25 protein-coding genes and 1 pseudogene are annotated in these 23,154 nt (G+C 70.0%); 16 read left to right on the top strand and 10 right to left on the bottom strand.

What is annotated here, in order from left to right; all coding sequences use genetic code 11:
- Positions 1-45: 45 nt before the first annotated feature.
- The 6 genes from adk to N4G63_RS09010 all read right to left on the bottom strand — a co-directional run bounded on the left by adk (position 46) and on the right by N4G63_RS09010 (position 4,251).
- Positions 46-702 carry an adenylate kinase gene (gene adk / locus N4G63_RS09035; protein WP_260787980.1) on the bottom strand — a complete coding sequence of 219 codons (657 nt, stop codon included), beginning with the start codon at positions 700-702 and terminating at the stop codon, positions 46-48.
- Between the two features lie 244 nt (positions 703-946).
- A complete protein-coding gene (gene kdsB, locus N4G63_RS09030) occupies positions 947-1,723 on the bottom strand; it encodes a 3-deoxy-manno-octulosonate cytidylyltransferase (protein WP_260787979.1) in 777 nt (258 codons plus the stop codon).
- 102 nt (positions 1,724-1,825) lie between these two features.
- Positions 1,826-2,041 (bottom strand): Trm112 family protein, encoded by a 216-nt coding sequence (locus N4G63_RS09025; protein ID WP_260788685.1) that lies wholly within the window; start codon positions 2,039-2,041, stop codon positions 1,826-1,828.
- Between the two features lie 2 nt (positions 2,042-2,043).
- Positions 2,044-3,129 carry a tetraacyldisaccharide 4'-kinase gene (gene lpxK / locus N4G63_RS09020; RefSeq protein ID WP_260787978.1) on the bottom strand — a complete coding sequence of 362 codons (1,086 nt, stop codon included), beginning with the start codon at positions 3,127-3,129 and terminating at the stop codon, positions 2,044-2,046.
- Between the two features lie 14 nt (positions 3,130-3,143).
- Positions 3,144-3,581: an ExbD/TolR family protein gene (locus tag N4G63_RS09015; RefSeq protein WP_260787977.1), complete on the bottom strand. Its 438-nt coding sequence runs from the start codon at positions 3,579-3,581 to the stop codon at positions 3,144-3,146.
- 28 nt (positions 3,582-3,609) lie between these two features.
- Positions 3,610-4,251 carry a MotA/TolQ/ExbB proton channel family protein gene (locus N4G63_RS09010; protein ID WP_260787976.1) on the bottom strand — a complete coding sequence of 214 codons (642 nt, stop codon included), beginning with the start codon at positions 4,249-4,251 and terminating at the stop codon, positions 3,610-3,612.
- 403 nt (positions 4,252-4,654) lie between these two features.
- On the opposite strand from N4G63_RS09010, the gene xseA reads away from it, so the two are divergent.
- From xseA to N4G63_RS08990, 4 genes are all read left to right on the top strand, one after another.
- Positions 4,655-6,088: an exodeoxyribonuclease VII large subunit gene (gene xseA, locus N4G63_RS09005; protein ID WP_443112018.1), complete on the top strand. Its 1,434-nt coding sequence runs from the start codon at positions 4,655-4,657 to the stop codon at positions 6,086-6,088.
- 108 nt (positions 6,089-6,196) lie between these two features.
- The gene (locus N4G63_RS09000; RefSeq protein WP_260787974.1) at positions 6,197-6,775 is read left to right on the top strand and encodes a superoxide dismutase; all 579 of its coding nucleotides are present in this window, start codon (positions 6,197-6,199) and stop codon (positions 6,773-6,775) included.
- Between the two features lie 138 nt (positions 6,776-6,913).
- Positions 6,914-7,624 carry a response regulator gene (locus N4G63_RS08995; protein WP_260787973.1) on the top strand — a complete coding sequence of 237 codons (711 nt, stop codon included), beginning with the start codon at positions 6,914-6,916 and terminating at the stop codon, positions 7,622-7,624.
- A 126-nt stretch (positions 7,625-7,750) separates the two neighbouring features.
- The gene (locus tag N4G63_RS08990; RefSeq protein WP_260787972.1) at positions 7,751-9,214 is read left to right on the top strand and encodes a sensor histidine kinase; all 1,464 of its coding nucleotides are present in this window, start codon (positions 7,751-7,753) and stop codon (positions 9,212-9,214) included.
- A gap of 47 nt (positions 9,215-9,261) precedes the next feature.
- On the opposite strand, the gene N4G63_RS08985 is transcribed toward N4G63_RS08990, so the two are convergent.
- The gene (locus N4G63_RS08985) at positions 9,262-9,729 is read right to left on the bottom strand and encodes a DUF192 domain-containing protein (protein ID WP_260787971.1); all 468 of its coding nucleotides are present in this window, start codon (positions 9,727-9,729) and stop codon (positions 9,262-9,264) included.
- A gap of 101 nt (positions 9,730-9,830) precedes the next feature.
- Here N4G63_RS08985 and N4G63_RS08980 point away from each other — a divergent pair, with 101 nt between their 5' ends.
- The 9 genes and pseudogenes from N4G63_RS08980 (at position 9,831) to N4G63_RS08940 (ending at position 17,817) form a co-directional block, all read left to right on the top strand.
- Complete coding sequence (locus tag N4G63_RS08980) at positions 9,831-12,305, top strand: heavy metal translocating P-type ATPase (RefSeq protein WP_260787970.1); 2,475 nt, start codon at positions 9,831-9,833, stop codon at positions 12,303-12,305.
- Between the two features lie 17 nt (positions 12,306-12,322).
- Positions 12,323-12,457: pseudogene (ccoS, locus tag N4G63_RS08975) on the top strand (cbb3-type cytochrome oxidase assembly protein CcoS); the annotation flags it as partial.
- Between the two features lie 100 nt (positions 12,458-12,557).
- Positions 12,558-14,000 (top strand): cytochrome-c oxidase, cbb3-type subunit I, encoded by a 1,443-nt coding sequence (ccoN, locus tag N4G63_RS08970; protein WP_260787968.1) that lies wholly within the window; start codon positions 12,558-12,560, stop codon positions 13,998-14,000.
- Positions 14,001-14,019: 19 nt separating this feature from the next.
- A complete protein-coding gene (gene ccoO / locus N4G63_RS08965; protein WP_260787967.1) occupies positions 14,020-14,637 on the top strand; it encodes a cytochrome-c oxidase, cbb3-type subunit II in 618 nt (205 codons plus the stop codon).
- Positions 14,638-14,656: 19 nt separating this feature from the next.
- A complete protein-coding gene (locus tag N4G63_RS08960) occupies positions 14,657-14,836 on the top strand; it encodes a cbb3-type cytochrome oxidase subunit 3 (protein ID WP_260787966.1) in 180 nt (59 codons plus the stop codon).
- Positions 14,833-15,747: a cytochrome-c oxidase, cbb3-type subunit III gene (gene ccoP / locus N4G63_RS08955; RefSeq protein WP_314599594.1), complete on the top strand. Its 915-nt coding sequence runs from the start codon at positions 14,833-14,835 to the stop codon at positions 15,745-15,747. The genes N4G63_RS08960 and ccoP overlap by 4 nt, the downstream gene beginning before the upstream one ends.
- Before the next feature lie 16 nt (positions 15,748-15,763).
- On the top strand, positions 15,764-17,233 hold the full coding sequence (ccoG, locus tag N4G63_RS08950) for a cytochrome c oxidase accessory protein CcoG (protein ID WP_314599593.1): 1,470 nt from the start codon (positions 15,764-15,766) through the stop codon (positions 17,231-17,233).
- Between the two features lie 21 nt (positions 17,234-17,254).
- Positions 17,255-17,509: a hypothetical protein gene (locus tag N4G63_RS08945; protein ID WP_260787964.1), complete on the top strand. Its 255-nt coding sequence runs from the start codon at positions 17,255-17,257 to the stop codon at positions 17,507-17,509.
- 20 nt (positions 17,510-17,529) lie between these two features.
- Positions 17,530-17,817, top strand: coding sequence for a hypothetical protein (locus tag N4G63_RS08940; RefSeq protein WP_260787963.1), 288 nt, complete (start codon positions 17,530-17,532; stop codon positions 17,815-17,817).
- An 18-nt stretch (positions 17,818-17,835) separates the two neighbouring features.
- On the opposite strand, the gene fnr is transcribed toward N4G63_RS08940, so the two are convergent.
- Positions 17,836-18,579 carry a fumarate/nitrate reduction transcriptional regulator Fnr gene (fnr, locus tag N4G63_RS08935; RefSeq protein ID WP_314599592.1) on the bottom strand — a complete coding sequence of 248 codons (744 nt, stop codon included), beginning with the start codon at positions 18,577-18,579 and terminating at the stop codon, positions 17,836-17,838.
- A gap of 169 nt (positions 18,580-18,748) precedes the next feature.
- Here fnr and hemN point away from each other — a divergent pair, with 169 nt between their 5' ends.
- Together hemN and N4G63_RS08925 are read left to right on the top strand one after the other, a co-directional pair.
- Positions 18,749-20,158, top strand: a complete 1,410-nt coding sequence (gene hemN, locus N4G63_RS08930) for an oxygen-independent coproporphyrinogen III oxidase (protein WP_314599591.1) — start codon at positions 18,749-18,751, stop codon at positions 20,156-20,158.
- 67 nt (positions 20,159-20,225) lie between these two features.
- A complete protein-coding gene (locus N4G63_RS08925) occupies positions 20,226-20,915 on the top strand; it encodes a sulfite exporter TauE/SafE family protein (RefSeq protein ID WP_260787960.1) in 690 nt (229 codons plus the stop codon).
- 100 nt (positions 20,916-21,015) lie between these two features.
- Here N4G63_RS08925 and N4G63_RS08920 read toward each other — a convergent pair whose 3' ends face one another.
- Positions 21,016-21,201: a hypothetical protein gene (locus tag N4G63_RS08920; RefSeq protein ID WP_260787959.1), complete on the bottom strand. Its 186-nt coding sequence runs from the start codon at positions 21,199-21,201 to the stop codon at positions 21,016-21,018.
- 147 nt (positions 21,202-21,348) lie between these two features.
- Between N4G63_RS08920 and icd the strand changes: the two genes are divergently transcribed.
- On the top strand, positions 21,349-22,602 hold the full coding sequence (gene icd / locus N4G63_RS08915) for an NADP-dependent isocitrate dehydrogenase (protein WP_260787958.1): 1,254 nt from the start codon (positions 21,349-21,351) through the stop codon (positions 22,600-22,602).
- A 181-nt stretch (positions 22,603-22,783) separates the two neighbouring features.
- On the opposite strand, the gene N4G63_RS08910 is transcribed toward icd, so the two are convergent.
- Entirely contained in the window at positions 22,784-23,008 is a 225-nt protein-coding gene (locus tag N4G63_RS08910) for a cold-shock protein (protein ID WP_260787957.1), read from the bottom strand.
- Positions 23,009-23,154: the final 146 nt, after the last annotated feature.

Raw genomic sequence — 23,154 nt, 5'->3', positions numbered from 1 at the left:
GATGCAAAAAAGCCGCCCGCAGGCGGCTGGTGGCAGGTGTGGCGCTCAGGCCTGCAGTGCGGCCAGGGCGCGGGCGGTGATCTCGTCAACCTCGCCCAGGCCGCTGATCTTGCTGTAGCGCGGTGCGATGGCGTCGCCGCTGGCGGCCCAGCCCGAGTAGTAGTCGACCAGCGGGCGGGTCTGGCTGTGATAGACATCGAGGCGCTTGCGCACGGTTTCCTCGCGGTCGTCGTCGCGCTGGATCAGGTCTTCACCGGTGGCGTCGTCCTTGCCGGCCACCTTGGGCGGGTTGAACACCACGTGGTAGGTGCGGCCCGAGGCCGGGTGCATGCGGCGGCCGCTCATGCGCTCGATGATCGAGCTGTCGGGCACATCGATCTCGAGCACCGCGTCCAGGCGCACGCCGGCGGCCTTCATGGCGTCGGCCTGCGGGATGGTGCGCGGGAAGCCGTCGAACAGAAAGCCCTTGGCGCAGTCGGCTTGGGCGATGCGCTCCTTGACCAGGCCGATGATGATGTCGTCGCTGACCAGACCGCCGGCGTCCATCACCTTCTTGGCGGCCACACCGAGCTCAGTGCCGGCCTTGACCGCGGCGCGCAGCATGTCGCCGGTGGAGATCTGGGGGATGCCGAACTTCTGGCAGATGTAGTTGGCTTGGGTGCCCTTGCCTGCGCCAGGCGGGCCCAACAGGATCAGTCTCATCCGTGCCTCGGGAGTCTTTGTGGAAGATTCAGGCGCGCGGCGGATGCGATCTTGCGGCCCTACCGCCGGGATCGGTGCGCCGTGCAATCGATGTTGAGAATATCACGCGCCCCCCTGCACGAAGCTGACGCGGCGCCCCGGGGAAGACACGGGGTAGCGCGGCTGGCCACAGCCTGTTCTGCGCCATCGCGCCACGCCGGATGCCCCGCTGGGGCCACACCGGCGCGTCAGGCGCGGCCGCTGCTCAAGCCTCGAACAGTGCGCGCACGCGGGCCAGGTCGTCCGGGGTGTCGACGCCGGGGCCGGGGCGCTCGGTGCTGACATGCACCGCGATGCGTTCGCCATGCCACAGCACGCGCAGCTGCTCGAGCGACTCCAGCGTTTCGAGCGGCGCCACCGGCAGCTGCGGAAAGCGGCGCAGAAAGCGGGCGCGGTAGGCATACAGGCCCACATGGCGCAGCGGTGCTGGCAGGCCCGGCGCGGCGGGCAGGGCGCTGTCCGGGCCCAGGCCGTTGGCAAAGCCGTCACGCCACCAGCCGATGGGTGCGCGCGAGAAGTACAGCGCACGCTGCTGCGCGTCGAGCACCACCTTCACCACATTGGGATTGATGAACTCGGCGCTGTCGTCGATGGCATGGGCCACGGTGGCCATCACGCAGTCGGGCCGGCTGTCGAGCAGGTCTGCGCAGGCATCGATCATGGCCGGTGCGATCAAGGGCTCGTCGCCCTGCACATTGACCACCCGGGCGTCGCCGTCCAGGCCCAGCTGCTCGCAGGCCTCGGCCAGGCGGTCGCTGCCGCTGGGATGGTCGCTGCGGGTCAGCACGGCGGCCACGCCGTGCTCGGTGCAGGCTGCCACGATGCGGGCGTCGTCGGCCGCCACCACCACCTGCGTGGCCTGGCTGCGGCGCGCGGCCTGGGCCACGCGCACCACCATCGGCACGCCGCCCAGGCTGGCCAGGGGCTTGTCGGGCAGTCGGGTGCTGGCCAGGCGGGCCGGGATCAGGACGGTGAAGCTCATCGGGAGATTGGGTTCAGGCGCGGCAGGCGGGTGGCGCAGCTGCGCCGGTGCGTGCGGGATGGCAAGTGCCGCAGCGGAGCGGGCAGCGGGGGAGGGGCTGGTTCAGCCCAGGCGGGGCAGGGCCGTGGCGGCCGGCGGCTCGCCGTCGAGCACGCGCGCTTCGGATTCCAGCATCACCGGTATGCCGTCACGCACGGCAAAGGCCAGGCGGTCGGCCGGGCATTGCAGCTCGTGGGCCAGGCCGGCCTCGCTGCGGGTGAGCTGCAGCGGGCCCTTGCACACGGGGCAGACCAGCAGGTCGATCAGGCGGTGATCCAGGCTCATCGGGATGGGGCAGAAGAGGGTTGGGGCGCCGCGGCGGCCGCCCGCGCCGGGCGCAGGCGGGTGCACAGCGTGCGCAGGGCGGCATCGAAACCGGCGTCAGGCTGGAAGTCTAGCGCCGCCACCCACACGCGGGCCTGGCCGGTGCGGCCGGGGCGCAGCTTGACCGCGTCCTTCTCGGTGACGATCACGTCCAGCTCGGCATCGGCATCCCAGGGCAGGGGGTCGAAGCCATGGTGGTCGGCCAGCGGCAGCCGGGTGATCTGCAGGCCACGCGCCTGCAGCATGGCAAAAAAGGGCTCGGGCCGGGCCAGGCCGGCCGCCGCCAGCACCGGGCGGCCGCGCAGCTGCATCCAGCCATCGGCTGTGGGCGTGCGGCGTGCCGTCGCGTCGTCGGGGCCCTGCCACCAGTCGGCCAGCGGCCGCAAGCTGCCCAGCTGGCGTTGGCCGCAACTGCCGGGCAGTGCCGTGCTGGGCCGCGGCGCGGTGTACAGCACGGCCGCATGTGCCGGCAGCACGGGCGGCACCGCCTGGCGCAGCGGGCCGGCGGGCAGCAGCAGGCCGTTGCCGGCGCCGCGTTCGTCAAACACCCACAGTTCGGCCTGGCGTGCCAGGCGGTGGTGCTGCAGGCCGTCGTCGGCCACCAGCAGATCCAGCTCGGGGTGGGCCGCGCACAGCGCCTGCGCCGCGGCCACGCGGTCGGCCCCCACCATCACTGGCACACCGCTGCGCAGATGGATCAGCAACGGCTCGTCGCCCACGGCGGCGGCCGGGCTGTCGCGCTGCACCTCGCGCAGGGCGGTGTCGCGGCGGCCGTAGCCGCGCGACACCACGCCCGGCGTGAAGCCCAGCGCGCGCAGCCTGGGCAGCAGGGCCAGCACGGTGGGGGTCTTGCCGGCGCCGCCGGTGATCAGGTTGCCCACCACCAGCACCGGCACCGGGGCGTGGCGGGCCTGGCGCCGGCCGTGCCAGCGGTGCAGGGCGGCCAGCGCGCCGTACAGGACCGACAGCGGCTGCAGCAGGCGCGCGGCCAGCGTGGGTTGCGGCTGCACCCACAGGCGCATCAGCGCCGCGGCCAGGCGCATGGGCCGGCCTCGGCTCAGCGGGCGCCGCCGTCGGCGGGCAGCTGGGTGGCGAAGGTCAGGCGTGGCAGGCCGGCCCGGCGCGCGGCGTCGAGCACGCCGATCACGCTCTGGTGCGCGGCCAGCGCGTCGGCCGAGACGATGACGATGGCCTGCGCGCCATCGGCGCCGGCGGCACTGCGCAGTGCGGCGGCCAGGGTCTCGATGTTGCGGCCATCCACCGGCTGGCGGTTGATGGTGTAGCGGCCATCGGCGCTGACGCTCACCAGCACCTCGCCCGGGCGGTCCTTCAGCTGCTCGGCGGCGGCCACCGGCAGGTTGATCTGCAGCTCGGAGTAGCGGCTGTAGGTGGTGGTGAGCATCAGGAAGATGATCACCACCAGCAGCACGTCGATGAACGGGATCAGGTTGATCTCCGGCTCTTCGGGGCCCGAGCGTCCGCGGCGGAAGTTCATGCCTGCTGCCTTGCTGTGCCGGCCGGGCTCATTTGCCGGCCGGCGCCTGGCGCACGGCAAAACGCATCAGCTGCGGCACCATGCGCTCGGCGGCGAGCTCGAGGCCCAGCAAGTGGCGGTCGATCAGGCCGCGGAAGTAGCGGTAGAACATCAGCGCCGGGATGGCGATGATCAGGCCGAAGGCGGTGTTGTACAGCGCGATGGAGATGCCCTGCGCCAGCGTGGCCGGGTTGCCCACGCCGCTGGCCGGCTGCGAGCCGAAGATCTCGATCATGCCCACCACCGTGCCCAGCAGGCCCAGCAACGGCGCGGCCGCGGCAATGGTGCCCAGCGTGTTGAGGTAGCGCTCGAGCTGGTGGGCGGCGGCGCGGCCGGCAGTCTCGAAGGCCTGGCGCAGCGCGGCCTCGCTGATGCGCGGCTCGGCAATCACCGCCCGCAGGCCCGACGCCAGCACCATGCCCAGCAGCGAGTTTTCGGCCAGCTTGCCCACCACGTCCATCGACGGCAGGCTGGTGCGGCTGACGGCCATCACCTCGTCCAGCAGGGTGGGCGGCATGATGCGGCGGGCGCGCAGGCTCACCATCCGCTCGATGACCAGGGCCAGGCCCACGATCGAACACAGGATCAGGGGCCAGATCGGCCAACCGGCGGCTTGGATGATCGACAGCAAGAAGAGGCCTTTGCAGTGGTGACGGGGGCAGGTGGGCAAACGCGGCGCCGGGCCGGGCCAGCGCCTGCAGGCACCTGCGCAGCAAAGCCAGTGGCGGCAGACACCTGCGCGGCGAATTATGGCTTGGCCGGCAGCGGGGGGCCTGGTCAGCCGTTGTCGGGTGTTGCCGATCGGGCTGCGACAATCCACCGCTTCTGTGGACAAGTTTGTGGGCAACCGGTTGGGCGGGCCGCCAAGCCCTTGAAACCACGTGCTTCGGCTTAGATTGCTGTTTTTTTGTGCAGGTAAAAATGCTGGTGAATCAATCACTTGCACGAAAGAGTCATTTTCGTGACGGTGCGGTGGCGGCTGCGGCGCGCTGCGCACCGGGGGCCGCGGGCTGTGGAATTCATGCGCGCGGCTCATGGTTTGCCGCAGCCCGGGAGCGCTGCTGATGGCCGCGCTGGGCGGCGGCGGCCCCCGTGCCTGGAGCGTTGGCGCGCTGCTGCTGGCGGTGTCGGATGCGCTGCAGGCCCGTCTGGGTGCCGTGGCGGTGCGTGGCGAGCTGTCGGGCTTTACCCGCGCGGCCAGCGGCCATTGCTACTTCACGCTCAAGGACAGCGAGGGCAACGCGGCCGCGCTGCGCTGTGCGATGTTTCGCCGGGCCGCCGGCCTGCTGGATTTTTCGCCAGCCGACGGCCAGCAGGTCGAGTTGCGCGGCCGCATCACGGTGTACGAGCCGCGCGGCGAGCTGCAGTGCGTGGTCGAGTCGCTGCAGCGCCTGGGCGCCGGCTCGCTGTACGAGCTGTTCCTGAAGCTCAAAGGCCGGCTCGAGGCGGCCGGGCTGTTTGATGCCGCGCGCAAGCGGCCCTTGCCGCCCTATCCGCGCACGCTGGGTGTGGTCACCTCGCTGGGGGCGGCGGCGCTGCACGACGTGCTCACCGCCATCGCCCGCCGCGCGCCGCAGCTGCGGGTGATCGTCTACCCCAGCCTGGTGCAAGGGCCCGAGGCCCCGGCGCAGCTGGCCCGCGCCATCGCGCTGGCCGGCCAGCGCGCCGAGGTCGATGCGCTGATCGTGTGCCGCGGCGGCGGCTCGCTGGAAGACCTGTGGGCCTTCAACGACGAGGCCGTGGTGCGCGCCATCGCCGCCAGCCCGCTGCCGGTGGTGTGCGGCGTGGGCCACGAGACCGACACCACGCTGGCCGAGCTGGCGGCCGATCTGCGTGCGCCCACGCCCACCGCGGCGGCCGAGCTGGCCACGCCGGTGCGTGCCGACGAACTGCAGCGCCTGCAGGCCTTGCAGCAGCGCCTGCAGCGCGCCGCGCACCGCCGGCTCGACACCCAGGCCCAGCGCCTGGACCGGCTGGCGCTGCAGATGGGCCGGCCGGCGCGCCTGCTGGCGCGGCAGGGTGCGCGGCTCGATGCCCTGGCGCAGCGGCGTGGCGCCGCCCTGGCGCTGGGGCTCGAGCGTGCCCGGCGCACGCTGGCGCAGCTGTCGCCCCGCCTGGCCCAGGCCACACAGGCCCAGCAGCACCGCCACGGTGAGCAGCTGGCACGGCTGGCGCTGCGCCTGGCAGCGGTCGATCCGCACCAGGTGCTGTCGCGCGGCTACGCCTGGCTGACCGACGGCGCCGGCCGGCCGGTGACCCTGGCCGCCGGCCTGACGCCCGGTGTGCAGCTGGCTGCGCAATGGGCCGATGGCCGTGCCGAGGTGGCCGTGCTGGGCGTGACGCTGGGGCCGGCCGATGCCGGCGCGGCGGCGGCTGGGCCGGCGGCTGGACCGGCTGTGGGCCCGGCCGCCTCGCCCGACGACGGCAGCAGCGGCCGCGCCGCGCGCCCCGGCCGGCGCAAGCGCTAAACCGAGGGCGCGAGCAGGTTTGGTGGGCGCTGCCTACAATCGTGCGCAGCATCCGCTCCCGTTCAACCCCGGCGCATCCCGCGCCGTACAGACGCAAGGACTCCTGCCATGAACTTCACCCTCCCGGCCCTGCCGTACGCCCCCGACGCCCTGGCGCCGCACATGTCGGCCGAGACCTTTGAATACCACCACGGCAAGCACCACCAGGCCTACGTCACCAACCTGAACAACCTGGTGGGCGGCACCGAGTTCGCCGGCCTGTCGATCGAGGAAGTGGTCAAGAAGAGCAGCGGCCCGATCTTCAACAACGCCGCCCAGGTGTGGAACCACACCTTCTTCTGGAACTGTCTGAAGCCGGCCGGCGGCGGCGAGCCCTCGGGCGCCCTGGCAGCGGCCATCAATGCCAAGTGGGGCAGCTACACCGCCTTCAAGGAAGCCTTCACCAAGAGCGCGGTGGGCAACTTCGGCTCGGGCTGGACCTGGCTGGTGAAGAAGCCCGACGGCTCGGTGGACATCGTCAACACCAGCAATGCCGCCACGCCGCTGACCGGCGCCGACAAGCCGCTGCTGACCATCGACGTGTGGGAGCACGCCTACTACGTGGACTACCGCAACGCGCGCCCGAAGTTCGTCGAGACCTTCCTCAACAGCCTGGTGAACTGGTCGTTCGCCGAAGCGAATTTCTGATCCCGCCCCGAAGCGGCCGCGCTGCGGCCGCTGGGTGAAGGCCCGCGGTCGGCGGGCACCGTGACTTGAATGCAAGGGCCGCCCGGCCATGCCGGTGCGGCCCTTGCTGCTTGCGGGCGGCGCTACCATCGCGGCACTATGAGGATCTTGCTGGTCGAAGACGATGCGGCGCTCAGCCTGGGCATCAGCCGGGCCTTCGAGCGTGAGGGCTGGCGCGTGGACATGCTCAGCGATGGCCAGCAGGCGCTGGCCGCGGGCCTGGAGGCACCCTACGACGCCGCGGTGCTCGACCTCGGCCTGCCGCGGCGCGATGGCATGGAGGTGCTGCGCCACTGGCGCGCGCGCGGTGCCAGTCTGCCGGTGCTGCTGCTGACCGCCCGCGATGAACTGGGCGACCGCGTGCAGGGCCTGGACGCCGGCGCCGACGACTACCTGACCAAGCCCTTCGACCTGCCCGAGCTGGTGGCGCGCCTGCGCGCCCTCAAGCGCCGCGCCGACGGGCGCCTGCACGAGAGCCTGGTGGTCGGCCCCTTGCGGCTGGACCTGGCCCACCGCGAGCTCACCTGCCGCGGCGAGCGCGTGCACCTGAGCCCGCGCGAACTGGCGCTGACCCAGCTGCTGATGCAGCGCGCCGGCCGCGTGGTGCCCAAGGACAGCATCGTGCAGGCCTTGTCAAGCTGGGAGTCGGACTTCAGCGAGAACTCGGTCGAGGTGTATGTGCACCGCCTGCGCAAGCGCTTCGGCGAGCTGGGCGTGGTGATCAAGACCGTGCGCGGCTTCGGCTACGTGATGGAGCTGGCCGAAGCCGACGACGGCGACGCGGCCAGTGCCGCCGCGCCACCGGGCTGAGATGGCGCCGCCATGTCGCTGCGCTGCGGCCCCCGCGGCTTCGCACGAGGCCGCCGCGCGCCCCTGCGGCGCTCAGCCCCTCGGGGCGGCCCGGCGGGGCTGAGGGGCTGAGGGGCTGAAATTCCGGTGACTGGGCACACTGCCAATCCGCGCCGCCACGGCCCCAGCCTGCGCCGGCAGCTGCTGCAGCCGCTGGTCTGGGTGTGGGGCCTGGGCCTGGCGGTGGCCGTGGTGGGCGCGCTGTGGCTGGCGCGCACCGCCACCAACCGCGCGTTCGACCGCGGCCTGCAGGACGAGGTGAGCGCGCTGGCCTCGCGCGTGGTGTGGAGCGAGCGCGGCCCGCTGCTCGACCTGACCCGCCAGGCCATGGAGCTGATCACCTGGGACCAGGCCGACCGCAATGCCTTTGCGCTGGTTGACCTGGACGGCAACGCCCTGGCCGGCAGCGCCGAGGTGCCGGTGCCGCATGCGCCGATGCGGCGCGAGGCGCGTGGCCAGCCCCTGCTGTTTGACGACGAGATGCAGGGCCACGCGGTGCGCGGCGCGGTGTTCTCGATCATGTCGCCGATGCTCGACCGCATGGTCACGGTGATCGTCGTCGAGACCACGCAGCGCCGGGCCGAGACCGTGCGCGAGCTGCAGATCAGCATGCTGCTGCCGGCCGCGGCGATGGGCTCGCTCACCTTCGGTCTGCTGGGCTGGGGCATCCGCCGCGGCCTGCAGCCGCTGCGCGATGTGGCCGCCGAGGTCAGCGCCCGCGGTCCGCAGGACTGGCAGCCGCTGTCGCTGATGCGCGTGCCGGCCGAGGCGGTGCCGCTGATCGAGCGCATCAACCGCCTGCTGGACGATGTGCAGCAGTCGGTGGCGGTGCAGCGGCGCTTCATTGCCGACGCTGCGCACCAGCTGCGCACGCCGGTCTCGGGCATGCGCGTGCTGCTGCAGGCGCTGGAGCAGGAGATGGCGGCGCTGCCGCTGCCCGCGGCCGATGCCGGCTGGCGGCCGATCCTGCAGCAGCTGCGCGGCAGCAGCGACCGCATGGCGCGCCTGATCGGCCAGCTGCTGAGCCTGGCGCGGGCCGAGTCCACGCTGACCATCGATGCCGACCTGGTCAGCCACGACATCCTGCCCACCGTGCGCGAGGCCTGCGAGCCGCTGGTGCTGCGCGCGCTGGCCGCCGAGCGGCAGATTGCGCTCGAGGTGCTGGCCGCGCCGGGCCAGGCCGAGCCGTCCAGCGTGGTGGCGCGCATGCACCCGCTGTGGCTGGGCGAGGTGCTGGTGAACCTGCTCGACAACGCGCTGCGTTATGGCGGCCAGCACATCGTGGTGCGGGTGCGCGCCGGCACCGTGGTGCAGGGCGGCGGCGCCGAGGTGATCGTCGAGGACGACGGCCCGGGCGTGCCGCCCGACCAGCTGCCGCGGCTGTTCGAGCCCTTCTGGCGCGGCGAGCGGGCCGACCTGCGCAACGACGGCGGCACCGGCCTGGGCCTGGCCATCGCGCGCGAGATCGTCACCCGCCTGGGCGGCACGCTCGAGGCCGCCAGCCGGCCGCAGGTGGCCGGCATGCGCCTGACGATCCGCCTGCAGGGCTGAATCAGGCTGAAGCGGGTGCGCCCACGGCGGGCGCGCTGGCGGCCTGCCTAGCGCGCGCCGCCCTGAAACGGCGCGCCACCCAGCTTGAAGCCGGCCTGGATGCCGCGCTTGGCAAACCAGCCCTGGTTCATCTCCAGCACATAGCGCACCGGCTTGGCCGAGCAGTGCGAGTTCTCGTCGAAGGGCTTCATGTCGGCCAGGTTGACGATGGTGCCGTCGTCGGCCAGAAAGGCGATGGTCAGCGGCGTGGGCGTGTTGCGCATCCAGAAGCACTGCGGCGCCGCCGCCTCGAAGACGAACAGCATGCCCTCGTGCTGCGCCAGGTCGCGGCGGTACATCAGGCCCATCTGGCGCTGCTCGTTGGTCAGCGCCACCTCGGCGCGGATGGCATGCATGCCGGCACTCAGCGGCACCGCCTGCAGGCGCTGCGGTGCCGGCTGGGCCAGGGCCGCGGCACAGGCGGTCAGCCAGGCCAGCAGTGCCGGGCCCCAGACGCCTGTCTTGACATAGATCATGAACGAACCTCGGGGGAACCACTAGATTAGCGTCACGCGCCAAAGGGCCCGCCGGTCGCTTTCTGTGGCCGGCCAGCCTGCTGGCGCGGCGCCATTTCACCATGACCCATCCGCCCACCGCTGCCGCCCTGCCGTCCGATCCGGTGCCGCGGCGCGTGCCGGAAGGGCCGGGCCACAGCGGTGCCGCCAGGGCCTGCGCAGCCGGCCGCGCGGCCGACGACGGCTTGGCGGTGCTCGACGATCCGGTCGAGCAGCGGCGCTTCACGCGCTACCTGGCCGCGGCCGATGGCCAGGCGCAGGCCGAATCGGCGCTGCGCATCACCGGCATGCACTGCGCGGCCTGCGCCGCCCTGATCGAACAGGCGCTGGCCGGCGTTGACGGCGTGCTCGAGGCCAGCGTCAGCGCCGCCGGCGAGCGTGCGCGGGTGCGCTGGGTGCCCGGCCGCACCAGCGTGGCGGCCATCGTGCGGGCCATCCGCGCCGCGGGCTACGACGCCGCGCCCGATGCCGCGCTGGCCGCACGCGAGCAGCGCACCCAGGAGCACCGGCAGGCCATCTGGCGGCTGTTCGTGGCCGCCTTCTGCGCCATGCAGGTGATGATGATGGCCACGCCCAGCTATGTGGCCCAGGGCGATGACCTGGCGCCCGACCTGCGCCAGCTGCTCAACTGGGGCAGCTGGCTGCTCAGCCTGCCGGTGCTGGTGTTTGCGGCCGGGCCGTTTTTTCAGGGGGCCTGGCGCAGCCTGCGGGCACGGCGCATCGGCATGGATGTGCCGGTGTCGCTGGGCCTGGCGGTCACCTTCGTTGCCAGCACCGGCGCCACCTTCGACCCGCAGGGCATCTTCGGGCACGAGGTGTACTTCGATTCGCTGACCATGTTCGTCAGCTTCCTGCTTGGCGGCCGCCTGCTTGAAACCCGCGCCCGCCACCGCGTGGCCCAGGTGCTCGAGGCCGCGCTGCAGGGCATGCCCGAAACCGCCGAGCGCCTGCGCGCCGACGGCCAGTCTGAGACCGTGAGCGTGCAGCGCCTGGCGGTGGGCGACGAGGTGCGGGTGCCGGTGGGCCAGGCCTTTCCGGGCGACGGCCTGGTGCTGGAAGGCGACACCCGCGCCGACGAGTCGCTGCTCACCGGCGAAAGCGTGCCGGTGCCCAAGCCCTGCGGCGCCGCCGTGGTGGCCGGCAGCCTGAACCTGGGCGCACCGGTGCGCGTGCGCCTGCTGGGTGTGGGCGAAGACACCCGGCTGGCCGGCATCGTGGCGCTGATGCGCGATGCCATGAGCCAGCGCCCGGCCCTGGCGCGTGCGGCCGACCGCTGGGCCGGGCCATTCCTGTGGCTGGTGCTGGTGCTGGCGGCCGGCGCGGCCGCGGTGTGGAGCGTGATCGATCCGTCGCGCGCGGTGTGGGTGGCGGTGTCGGTGCTGATCGTCACCTGCCCCTGTGCGCTGAGCCTGGCCGCGCCGGCGGCCATGCTGTCGGCCGCCAGCGCCCTGGCCCGGCGCGGCCTGCTGCTGCAGCGCCTGGACGCGCTGGAGGCGCTGACCCGCGTGAGCCGCCTGTACATGGACAAGACCGGCACGGTCACCGAGGCCGAGCTGCAGCTGCAGTCGGTGCACCTCGAAGCCGTGCCGCAGCAGCCGGGCGTGGCCCGGGCCGCCGATGCCGCCGATGCCGCCAATGCCGCCAATGCCGCAGACAACGCCGATGCAGCCAGCCTGCAGGCGCGTGCCGCGGCGCTGGCCGGCTGGTCGGCGCACCCGCTGTCGCGGGCCCTGGTGGCGGCCACGGCGGCCGCACCGGCCGCGCCGGTGGCCACGGCCTGGCAGGCGGTGCAGGAGCTGCCGGGCCAGGGCTTGCAGGCGCTGGACGCGCAGGGGCGCTGCTGGCGCCTGGGCTCGCGCCAGTTCGTTGCGGCTGACGCTGCAGCGGTTCGCGCAGCACCGGCTGGGCACGCGATCGAAGCCGCCCAGGCCGCGGCCCAGACCGATGCGGTGCAGGGCGCCGAGGTGTGCTTCGGCCATGGTGGCCATGTGCTGGCGGTGTTTGGCTTCGATGAGGCGCTGCGCGCCGATGCCGTCCAGGCCGTGGCCGCGCTGCGCGCCGACGGCGTGGCCGTGGTGCTGCTGTCGGGCGATCAGCCGGCGCGCGCCCGGCGCATGGCCGAGCGGCTGGCGGTGGACGCCGTGATCGGCGGCGCCACGCCCGAGGCCAAACTGGCCGAGGTGGCGCGTGCCCAGGCCCAGGGCCTGACGGTGGCGATGATCGGTGACGGCATCAACGATGCGCCGGTGCTGGCGCGCGCCGATGTCTCGTTTGCGATGGGGCAGGGCGCACTGGTGGCGCGGGCCCAGGCCGATGCGGTGGTGGCCTCGGGCCGGCTGGCCGATGTGGCGCTGGCCCGGCGCCTGGCCCGGCGCACGCTGGCCGTGGTGCGCCAGAACATCCTGTGGGCCGTGGCCTACAACCTGACCTGCATTCCGTTGGCGCTGGCCGGCTGGCTGCCACCCTGGGCCGCCGGCCTGGGCATGGCGCTGAGCTCGCTGCTGGTGATCGCCAACGCCCTGCGCCTGGCGCGCTGAAACGGGCCGCTGCGGCGATGGACATCCTCTACCTGCTGATTCCGCTGTCGGCCGTGCTGGTGCTGGCCATCATCGCGATGTTCGGCTGGGCCGTGCACCGCGGGCAATTCGACGATCTCGAGCGCGAAGGCGAGCGCATCCTGGCCAACGATCCTGAGGCGGTTGACACGGATCAATTGCCGTCTAGGGGTCAGCCCGAACAATCCCCTGATCGTCAGTCTGGTCATTCTTGAATCCTGGAAGGAGGAGTCAATGGCAAGTAACTCCACAACAACAGCCGCACCGGTCTACAGCGACGGCGTGGTGCGGGCATTCGCACTCGTCTCCGTGGTCTACGGCATCGTGGGCATGCTGGTCGGCGTGATCATCGCCGCCCAGCTCGCGTGGCCCGAGCTCAACATGGGCATCCCGTACCTCAGTTACGGGCGGCTGCGGCCGCTGCACACCAATGCGGTGATCTTCGCGTTCGGTGGCTGCGTGCTGTTTGCCACCAGCTACCACGTGGTGCAGCGCACTTGCCAGACCCGGCTGTTCCTACCCTCGCTGGCGTGGTTCACCTTTGCACTGTGGAACCTGGTCATCGTGGCCGCGGTGATCACGCTGCCGCTGGGCTTCACCAGCGGCAAGGAGTACGCCGAGCTCGAATGGCCCATCGACATCACCATCGCGGTGTGCTGGGTGTCGTATGCGGTGGTGTTCTTCGGCACCGTGGGCACGCGCAAGGTGCGCCACATCTACGTGGCCAACTGGTTCTTCGGCGCCTTCATCATCGCCGTGGCCCTGCTGCACATCGTCAACTCGGCGGCCGTGCCGGTGAGCCTGACCAAGAGCTACAGCGCCTACGCCGGCGTGCAGGACGCCATGGTGCAGTGGTGGTACGGCCACAACGCGGTGGGCTTCTTCCTGACCGCGGGCTTCCTGGGGATGATGTACTACTACATCCCCAAGCAGGCTGGCCGGCCGGTGTACAGCTACCGCCTGTCGATCGTGCACTTCTGGGCGCTGATCTTCACCTACATGTGGGCGGGCCCGCACCACCTGCACTACACCGCGCTGCCCGACTGGGCGCAGTCGATCGGCATGATCTTCTCGCTGGTGCTGCTGGCGCCCAGCTGGGGCGGCATGATCAACGGCATCATGACCCTCTCGGGTGCCTGGCACAAGCTGCGTGACGACCCGATCCTGAAGTTCCTGATCGTGAGCCTGTCGTTCTACGGCATGAGCACCTTCGAGGGGCCGATGATGTCGATCAAGACCGTCAACGCGCTCAGCCACTACACCGACTGGACGGTGGGCCACGTGCACTCGGGTGCGCTGGGCTGGGTGGGCCTGATCTCGATCGGCTCGTTGTACCACCTGATTCCGCGCATGTTCGGCAAGAAGCAGATGTACAGCACCAAGGCCATCGAGCTGCACTTTTGGGTGGCCACCATCGGCATCGTGCTGTACATCGCCGCGATGTGGATCGCCGGGGTGATGCAGGGCCTGATGTGGCGCGCGGTCAACCCCGACGGCACGCTGGTGTACAGCTTCGTCGAGAGCGTGAAGGCCACCTACCCGTTCTACGTGATCCGTGTCGGCGGCGGTCTGCTGTACCTCGGCGGCATGGTCATCATGCTCTGGAACGTGATCAAGACGGTGCAGACCGGGCAGGCCGTTGCGGCACCGATCCCGCTGGTGGCGGCCCACGCCTGAGCACAAGGAGAACAAGATCATGGCAACCCATGCACCCAGTGGTCACGAGAAGATCGAGACCAGCAACTTCCTGATGATCGTGCTGATCCTGCTCACCGTGGCGGTGGGCGGGCTGGTGGAGATCGTGCCGCTGTTCTTCCAGCGCTCGACCACCCAGCCGGTGGAGGGCCTGAAGCCCTACACCGCGCTGCAGCTGGCCGGCCGTGACATCTATCTGCGCGAGGGCTGCTACAACTGCCACTCGCAGATGATCCGTCCGTTCCGCGCCGAGACGCTGCGCTACGGCCCGTACTCGGTGGCCGGCGAGTTCGTCTACGACCATCCCTTCCAGTGGGGCAGCAAGCGCACCGGGCCCGACCTGCACCGCGTGGGCGGCAAGTACAGCGACGAGTGGCACCGCATCCACCTGGTCAATCCGCGCGACGTGGTGCCCGAGTCGAACATGCCGGCCTACCCGTGGCTGAGCGCGGCCACGGTCGACGCCGCCGGCATGGCGCCGCGCATGAAGGCGCTGCGCGTGGTGGGCGTGCCCTACACCGACGACGAGATCGCCAAGTCGGCCGACGACGTCAAGGGCAAGACCGAGATGGAGGCGCTGATCGCCTACCTGCAGGTCATGGGCACCGCCCGCAAGTGACATCCACCGGACGCAAACCATGGAACTGATCGTTCTGCGCAGCGCGGTGACGCTGTTCTCGTTTCTCGTCTTCCTGGGCATCGTGGTCTGGGCCTGGAAGGGCCGGCGCCGCGAGGCCTTTGATGCGGCGGCGCAGCTGCCCTTCATCGACGATGAACCCTCGGGCGCCGCGCAGCGTTCTCAAGGAGCCAAGCAATGAGCGACTTCATCAGTGGGGGCTGGGCGGTGTTCGTGTCCGTCGCCACCATCCTCTCCCTGGTCTTCTGCATTGTGGTGCTGGTGATCGCCAGCAAGCGCAAGCCGATGGCCGACGACAACAGCACCGGGCACATCTGGGACGAAGACCTCAAGGAGATGAACAACCCGCTGCCGCGCTGGTGGATGTGGCTGTTCGTGATCACCGTGGTCTTTGCCGCGGCCTACCTCACCTTCTACCCGGGCCTGGGCACCAACCCCGGCACCTTCAAGTGGAGCAGTGCCGGCCAGTGGGAAACCGAGCAGCAGAAGGCCCACGCCGCCATGGCGCCGGTGTACGACAAGTTCAAGGCCATGCCGGCAGCCGAGCTGGCCAAGGACGCGCAGGCCCTGGGCATTGGCGAGCGCCTGTTCGTCAACAACTGCGCCCAGTGCCACGGCTCTGACGCACGTGGCAGCAAGGGGTTCCCGAACCTGGCCGACAGCGACTGGCTGGGCGGCACCGGCCCCGAGTACATCGCCAAGACCATTGCCGCCGGCCGCCAGGGCATGATGCCGCCGATGGCCGCCGCCGTGGGCACGCCCGAAGACGTCAAGAACGTCGCCAACTATGTGCTCAGCCTGTCGGGCAGCCCGCACAACAACGTGGCGGCGCAGCTCGGCAAGGCCAAGTACGCGGCCTGCGCTGCCTGCCATGGCGGCGACGGCAAGGGCAACCAAGCCCTGGGCGCGCCCAACCTCAGCGACAAGGTGTGGCTGCATGGCTGGGGCGAGGAGGCCATCGTGCACATCGTGGGCGCCGGCAAGACCAATGTGATGCCGGCCTTCGACAAGCGGCTGACGCCCGAGCAGATCCATGTGCTCTCGGCCTATGTCTGGAACCTGTCGCAAGGCACCGCCGTGGCGGTCAAGTAAGGCCTGACGCCAGCCCATGAGCGAGACCACCGGCACCACGGCCAGCGCAGGCGCAACGCTGGCCGAAGACAGCTCCACGGCGGTGGTCTCGCTGTACCAGAAGCAGCGCAAGATCTACCCGCGCGCCGTCAGCGGCCTGTTCATGCGCTGGCGCTGGGGCCTGGTCTGGTTCACCCAGCTGCTGTTCTACGGCCTGCCCTGGCTGAGCTGGAACGCACGCCAGTTCGTGCTGTTCGATCTGGGCGCGCGGCGCTTCTACATCGGGCCGCTGGTGCTCTATCCGCAGGACTTCATCTTCCTGACGGCGATCCTGATCATCTCGGCCTATGCGCTGTTCCTGTTCACCGCGGTGGCCGGGCGCCTGTGGTGCGGCTATGCCTGCCCGCAGACGGTGTACACCGAGATCTTCATGTGGGTGGAGCACAAGATCGAGGGTGACCGCATCGCCCGCATGCGCCTCGACGACGGGCCCTGGAACTTCAACAAGCTCTGGCGCAAGAGCGCCAAGCAGATCGCCTGGGTGGTGATCGGGCTGTGGACCGGCTTCACCTTCGTCGGCTACTTCACCCCCATCCACACGCTGCTGGGCTCGGCGGCCACGCTGGGCCTGGGGCCCTGGGAATGGTTCTGGGTGCTGTTCTACGGCTTTGCCACCTATGGCAATGCCGGCTTCATGCGCGAGCAGGTGTGCAAGTACATGTGCCCCTACGCGCGCTTCCAGAGCGCGATGTTCGACAAGGACACGCTGATCATCAGCTACGACAGCGAGCGCGGTGATCCACGCGGCTCGCGCAGCAAGAAGGCCGATCCGCGCAAGCTGGGCCTGGGCGACTGCGTCGACTGCGGCCTGTGCGTGCAGGTCTGCCCCACCGGCATCGACATCCGCAAGGGCCTGCAGTACGAGTGCATCGGCTGCGCCGCCTGCGTGGACGTGTGCGACGAGGTCATGGGCAAGATGGGTTATGCCAAGGGCCTGGTGCGCTTTGACACCCAGAATGGCCTGGCCCAGCACCTGAGCCGCGGGCAGAAGCTGCGCCGCATCTTCCGCCCGCGGGTGCTGGTCTACACCGCCATCCTGGGGCTGGTGGTGCTGGCGCTGCTGGCGGCGCTGGCGCTGCGCCACCCGTTCCGCGTGGACGTGGTGCGCGACCGCGCCACGCTGGCCCGCATGGTCGAGGACGGCCGCATCGAGAACGTCTACCGCTTGCAGATCATGAACGCCACCGAGCAGCCGCAACGCCTGAGACTGGCGGTGCAGGGCCTGCCGGGCATCACGCTGGGCGCCGTGCCCGAGCTGCACCTGGCCTCGGCCGAGGCGCGCTGGGTCACGGTGTCGGTGCAGGTGCCCGCCGAGGCCGCGCAACAGGCCGGGCCGGGCGCCCACCCGATCCACTTCGAGATCGGCCTGATCGAGGCCGACCGCCGCGGTGCCGACGCGAGCGGTGCCGCCCTCAGCGAAAAATCCACCTTTGTCGTGCCGCGCTGACGCGGCCACCGGAGACCGAGCATGAACGCATCGAACCCAGGCCACCCCGCAGGCACCGCGCCCACGCCCTGGTGGCGCATCGGCATGGTGTGGCTGGTGCTTGGCGGCCCCGCCGCCGTGGTGGTGGCCAGCATCTTCACCGCCGTGGTGGCCTACCGCGGCGCCGACGAGGTGCTGGTCGAGACCCCCTCGGCGCGCACGGCGCCGGTGCAGCCCACCGGCAACATGCCGGCAGTACAGGCCCGCAACCATGCCGCCACCGCGGCGCCGCGCTGAAGCGCGCGCCAGAGAAGCCCATGTCCACCGGGCGCTTCACCCTGCGGGCCCTGGCCGTGCTGTGGCCGGCCTTCCTGATGGCCGGCGTGCTGGAGATGCTGGTGTTCGCGCTGGTCGATCCGGCCACGCTGCACTGGTTTGGCGGGGCCCCGGTCGAGCTGGCACCAGCGGGCGTCTACACGCTGGCGTTTTTCGTGTTCTGGGGTGTCATCGCCACGGCAGGCGCGCTGACGCAGCTGCTGCACCAGACGGCCGATGAGCTGAACCAGGCCGAATCCGGCCCCGGCCGCCCGCGCTGGCCGGCCTGAGCAGCCGGCCGCAGTGCCTCAGCAGGCGGCGCCGTTGACCAGGCTTTGCAGCATGTCCTGGTCGATGATGCGGATCTGCCGCTGCTTGACCTCGAGAATGCCGTCGTCCTGGAACTTGCTGAAGGTGCGGCTCACCGTCTCGAGCTTCAGGCCCAGGTAGCTGCCGATCTCTTCGCGCGTCATGCGCAGGATCAGCGCCGAGGCCGAAAAGCCACGCGCCTTCAGGCGCTGGGTCAGGTTCAGCAAGAAGGCCGCCAGACGTTCCTCGGCGCGCATGCTGCCCAGCAGCAGCATCACACCATGGTCGCGCACGATCTCGCGGCTCATGATCTTGTGGAACTGGTGCTGCAGCTCGTTGAACTCGCGCGACAGGTCTTCGAGCTGGCGGTAGGGGATCACGCAGACCTGCGAATCCTCCAGCGCCACCGCATCGCAGGTGTGGTTGTCGGTGCTGATGCCGTCCAGCCCCAGCAACTCGCCGGCCATCTGGAAGCCGGTGACCTGGTCGCGCCCGTCCTCCGACGACACGCAGGTCTTGAAAAAACCGGTGCGCACCGCGTAGAGCGACTGGAACTCGTCGCCGGCCCGAAACAGCATGTCGCCCCGCTCAACGGTGCGGCGCGTGGCCACCAGGGTGTCAAGGCGCTCGAGGTTTTCGCGCGTCAGCCCCACCGGCAAGCACAGCTCACGCAGGTTGCAGCTGGAGCAGGCCACCTTGAAGGCATCGGGGCGGACCCGGTTGGCGTCGGCAGCGGCGTTCATGTCAGGCATTGTCAATGCGTCTCCGCGGTTGTTCTGGCGCAAGGTCCAGTGTCTGTGCCCTGGGGTCGTCTGACCGGGCGCAAGCATGGGATCATTGTTTTCCCCCGGCGTAAAGCGCGACTTGAGCCAGATCAAGGCCCGGTTCGGGCGCTTGGGCACAGTGCGGATCATGGATCAATCCGCCATCGACCAGGTGCCTGTGCTCACCGAAGCCATGCTGCGCCGACTGGACCGCCCCGGTCCACGCTACACGTCCTATCCCACCGCCGACCGCTTTGTCGAGGCCTTTGGTGCCGAGGCTTATGTCGGTGCGCTCGCGCAGCGCGCGTCGGGCGCCACCGTGGGCGGGGTGCCACCGCTGTCGCTGTACCTGCACATCCCGTTCTGCGAATCGGTGTGCTACTACTGCGCCTGCAACAAGGTCATCACCAAGCACCATGAGCGCGCGGCCGAGTACCTGGAGGTGCTGGCCCAGGAGGTGGCGCTGAACGTGGCCGTGCTCGGCCGCGGCCAGGCGGTGTCGCAGCTGCACCTGGGCGGCGGCACCCCCACCTTCCTGAGCGACGACGAACTCACCGGCCTGATGGCCATGCTGCGCGAGAACTTTCGCATCGCGCCGGGCGCCGAGGTGTCGATCGAGGTCGATCCACGCACCGCCTCGCCCGAGCGGCTGCGGCACTTCGCGGCGCTCGGTTTCAACCGGCTGAGCTTCGGTGTGCAGGATTTCGACGCCGCGGTGCAGCAGGCGGTGCACCGGGTGCAGCCCTTCGAATCGGTGCGAGAGCTGATGCGCGCGGCGCGCGAGATCGGCTTCGAGTCGATCAATGCCGACCTGATCTACGGCCTGCCCAAGCAGACCCCCGAGTCCTTCACCCGCACCGTGTCGCAGATCGCCGAACTGCGCCCCGACCGCATCGCGCTGTACTCGTACGCCCACCTGCCGCAGCGCTTCAAGCCGCAGCGGCGCATCGTGGTCGAGCAGTTGCCGCCGCCCGAGCACCGCGTGGCCATGCTGGGCGGTGCGATTGCCGGCTTCATCGGCCACGGTTACGCCTACATCGGCATGGACCACTTCGCACTGCCCACCGACGCACTGGCGGCCGCCAAGCGGCAGGGCCGGCTGCACCGCAACTTCCAGGGCTACAGCACCCAGCCCGATTGCGACCTGATCGGCCTGGGCGTGTCGTCGATCGGCCGCATGGGCGCCACCTACAGCCAGAACGCCAAGACGCTGGACGAGTACTACGACGCGGTGCGCCAGGGCCAGTTTCCGATCGTGCGCGGCTTGGCGCTCACCCGCGACGACCTGGTGCGCCGCGCCGTGGTGATGGCCCTGATGTGCCAGGGGCGGGTGGAGTTCGAGTCGATCGAGCTGGCCCACCTGATCTCGATGCGCGAGTACTTCCGCGCCGAACTCGACGAACTCACCGAGTTGCAGGAGATGGGCCTGGTGGCGCTGGAACCCGGGGCGGTGCAGGTCACCGCCACCGGCTGGTTCTTCGTGCGTGCGGTGGCCATGGTGTTCGACAAGCACCTGCGCGCCGACAAGGTGCGCGAGCGCTTCTCGCGCATCATCTAGCCACCGTGGCTGCGCACGCTGCCGGCGTTGATCGAGGGCCCGCCGCGTCCCGCCCGCTGGCCACCGCATGAACCAGGCCTTGCTGCTCAGCGCGCTGCTGATGGGCCTGGCCGGCACGCCGCACTGCCTGGCCATGTGTGGTGCCGCCTGCGGGGCGGCGGGCGGTGTCGGTCGCGGCTTGCTGCCGTTTCACCTCGGCCGGGCCCTGGCCTATGCGGCGGCCGGTGCGGTGGCGGCGGCCAGTGTCGGCAGCCTGGCGGCACTGGGCCAGGCCGTGTCCGCGCTGCGGCCCTTGTGGACGCTGGTGCATGTGGCCGCACTGGGCCTGGGCCTGTTTCTGCTGTGGCGGGGCCTGCAGCCAGCCTGGATGGAGCGCCTGGGCACGGCACGCGGGCCGGCGGCGGTGTCACACCGTGGCGGCACCTGGCAGGTGCTGCGCTTGCCGGCGCAACGCCTGGGCGCCGGCCTGGCCTGGGTGGCCTGGCCCTGCGGCCTGCTGCAATCGGCACTGCTGGTGGCGGCGCTGGCCAACACCGCCTGGCAGGGCGCGATGGTGATGGCCGTGTTTGCCATGGCCTCGGCGCTGGGCCTGGTGCTGGGCCCGGCCCTGTGGTGGCGGCTGTCGGGCGGCCGCGCGCTGCGCTGGCTGACGCCCACGGCGGCTGTGCGGCTGGCCGGTGCCTCGCTGGCGCTGGCCTCGGCCTGGGCGCTGGGCCACGGCCTGTGGCTGAAGGTGGCCGCCTGGTGTCTGAGCTGATCGGGTGCGGTCACGCCACACCATGAAAAACGCCCGGTCGAGACCGGGCGTTCAGGGTTTCAGACGGTGGCCGTTGCCGGCCACCGGGTCTGGCACCAGATTACTTCTTGGCCGAAGCGGCGGCAGCCGGCTTCTCAGCCTTGGGAGCAGCGGCCTTGTCAGCCTTGGCAGCCGAAGCGGCGGCGGCGGGCTTCTCAGCCTTCTTCTCTTCCTTCTTGGCTTCGGTAGCGTAGGCACCGGCGGTGGCGAAAGCGGCGGCGATCAGGGCGGCCAGGAGCTTGTTCATTTTTCAGTCCTTTCGAAAGTTTGAAAATGCCGCCCTTCGATGGGGCAGCCAGCACGTAACGCATCCCGCAGTCAGTCGGTTGACAGCCCGGGTGTCCTAGAATTTGACGTTCTCTCAACCGAGCGCAGCGCGCGGAGCCACAAGCACATGTACCAGCACATCAAGGTGCCCGAGGGCGGGCAGAAGATCACGGTCAATGCGGATTTCTCCCTGAACGTCCCTGACCAGCCGATCATTCCTTACATCGAGGGTGATGGCACCGGCATGGACATCACCCCGGTGATGCTGAAGGTGGTGGATGCCGCAGTCGCCAAGAGCTACGGCGGCAAGCGCAAGATCCACTGGATGGAAGTCTTCGCCGGTGAAAAGTCGACCAAGGTCTACGGCCCCGATGTCTGGCTGCCGCAAGAAACCCTGGACGTGGTGCGCGAGTACGTCGTCTCGATCAAGGGCCCGCTGACCACCCCGGTGGGCGGCGGCATCCGCAGCCTGAACGTGGCGCTGCGCCAGGAACTCGACCTGTACGTCTGCCTGCGCCCGATCCAGTACTTCAAGGGCGTGCCCAGCCCGGTGAAGGAGCCCGAGAAGACCAACATGGTCATCTTCCGCGAGAACTCGGAAGACATCTACGCCGGCATCGAGTACGAGGCCGAGACCGACAAGGCCAAGAAGCTGATCAAGTTCCTGATCGAGGAAATGGGCGTCAAGAAGATCCGTTTCCCCGACACCTCGGGCATCGGCATCAAGCCGGTCAGCCGCGAAGGCACCGAGCGCCTGGTGCGCAAGGCCATCCAGTACGCCATCGACAACGACAAGCCCAGCGTGACCATCGTGCACAAGGGCAACATCATGAAGTTCACCGAAGGTGGCTTCCGTGACTGGTCGTACGGCCTGGCCCAGCGCGAGTTCGGTGCCGAGCTGATCGACGGCGGCCCGTGGTGCAAGTTCAAGAATCCCAAGACGGGCAAGGACATCATCGTCAAGGATTCGATTGCCGACGCGTTCCTGCAACAGATCCTGCTGCGCCCGGCCGAATACTCGGTGATCGCCACGCTGAACCTGAACGGCGACTATGTCTCCGACGCGCTGGCGGCCCAGGTGGGTGGTATCGGCATTGCGCCGGGCGCCAACCTGTCGGATTCGGTGGCCATGTTCGAAGCCACCCACGGCACCGCGCCCAAGTACGCCGGCAAGGATTACGTGAATCCGGGCTCGGAAATCCTGTCGGCCGAAATGATGCTGCGCCACATGGGCTGGACCGAGGCGGCCGACCTGATCATCGCGTCGATGGAACGCTCGATTGCCAGCAAGAAGGTCACCTATGACTTCGCCCGCTTGATGGACGGCGCCACCCAGGTGTCGTGCTCGGGCTTCGGTCAGGTCATGATCGACCACATGTAAGCGTGCGCAGGGCTCCGCTGCTGGAGCCCGCCCCACGTCAAGCCCCCGTGAGCGCCCTGCGCACGGGGGCTTTTTCACGCCTGGCGGATGCAGCGAGGTGGGCGCCAGAAGCGACAAAGGCCCGCGCGTGCGGGCCCGTGTCAAAAGCAAGCCAAACGGGCTGCTGTGCGCCCGGCGACGCTCAGGCCGTGACTTCCTGTGCCACCACCGTGCGGATGTTGCGCGCCAGATTGCCCTTCGGGCCCTCGACCAGTTCAAAACTGACCTTGCTGCCTTGCTTCAGCGTGCGAAACCCGTCCATCTCGATGGCCGAAAAATGCGCAAAAACGTCTGAACCGCCAGTATCGGGCTCAATGAATCCAAAACCCTTGGCGTCGTTGAACCACTTGACCGTGCCTGTTGCCATCAACCGCTCCTCAATACACCCACAACATGAGGGTGAAGAGATTGTCTGGATTGATGCAAAAAGCCGTCTAGCGGGAGCCCTAGGCGAAGCGTGATCGCACTTTCCCCACAAACTGTGCGGGTTAGGCGATGGCCGGTGCCGTTGCG

Origin of the sequence: Aquabacterium sp. OR-4, from assembly GCF_025290835.2 — a bacterium.
In the GTDB taxonomy this organism is placed as follows: Bacteria; Pseudomonadota; Gammaproteobacteria; order Burkholderiales; family Burkholderiaceae_C; genus Pseudaquabacterium.
Note: the sequence above shows the minus strand (reverse complement) of the source record. Positions and strands in the feature narration are given on the sequence as shown.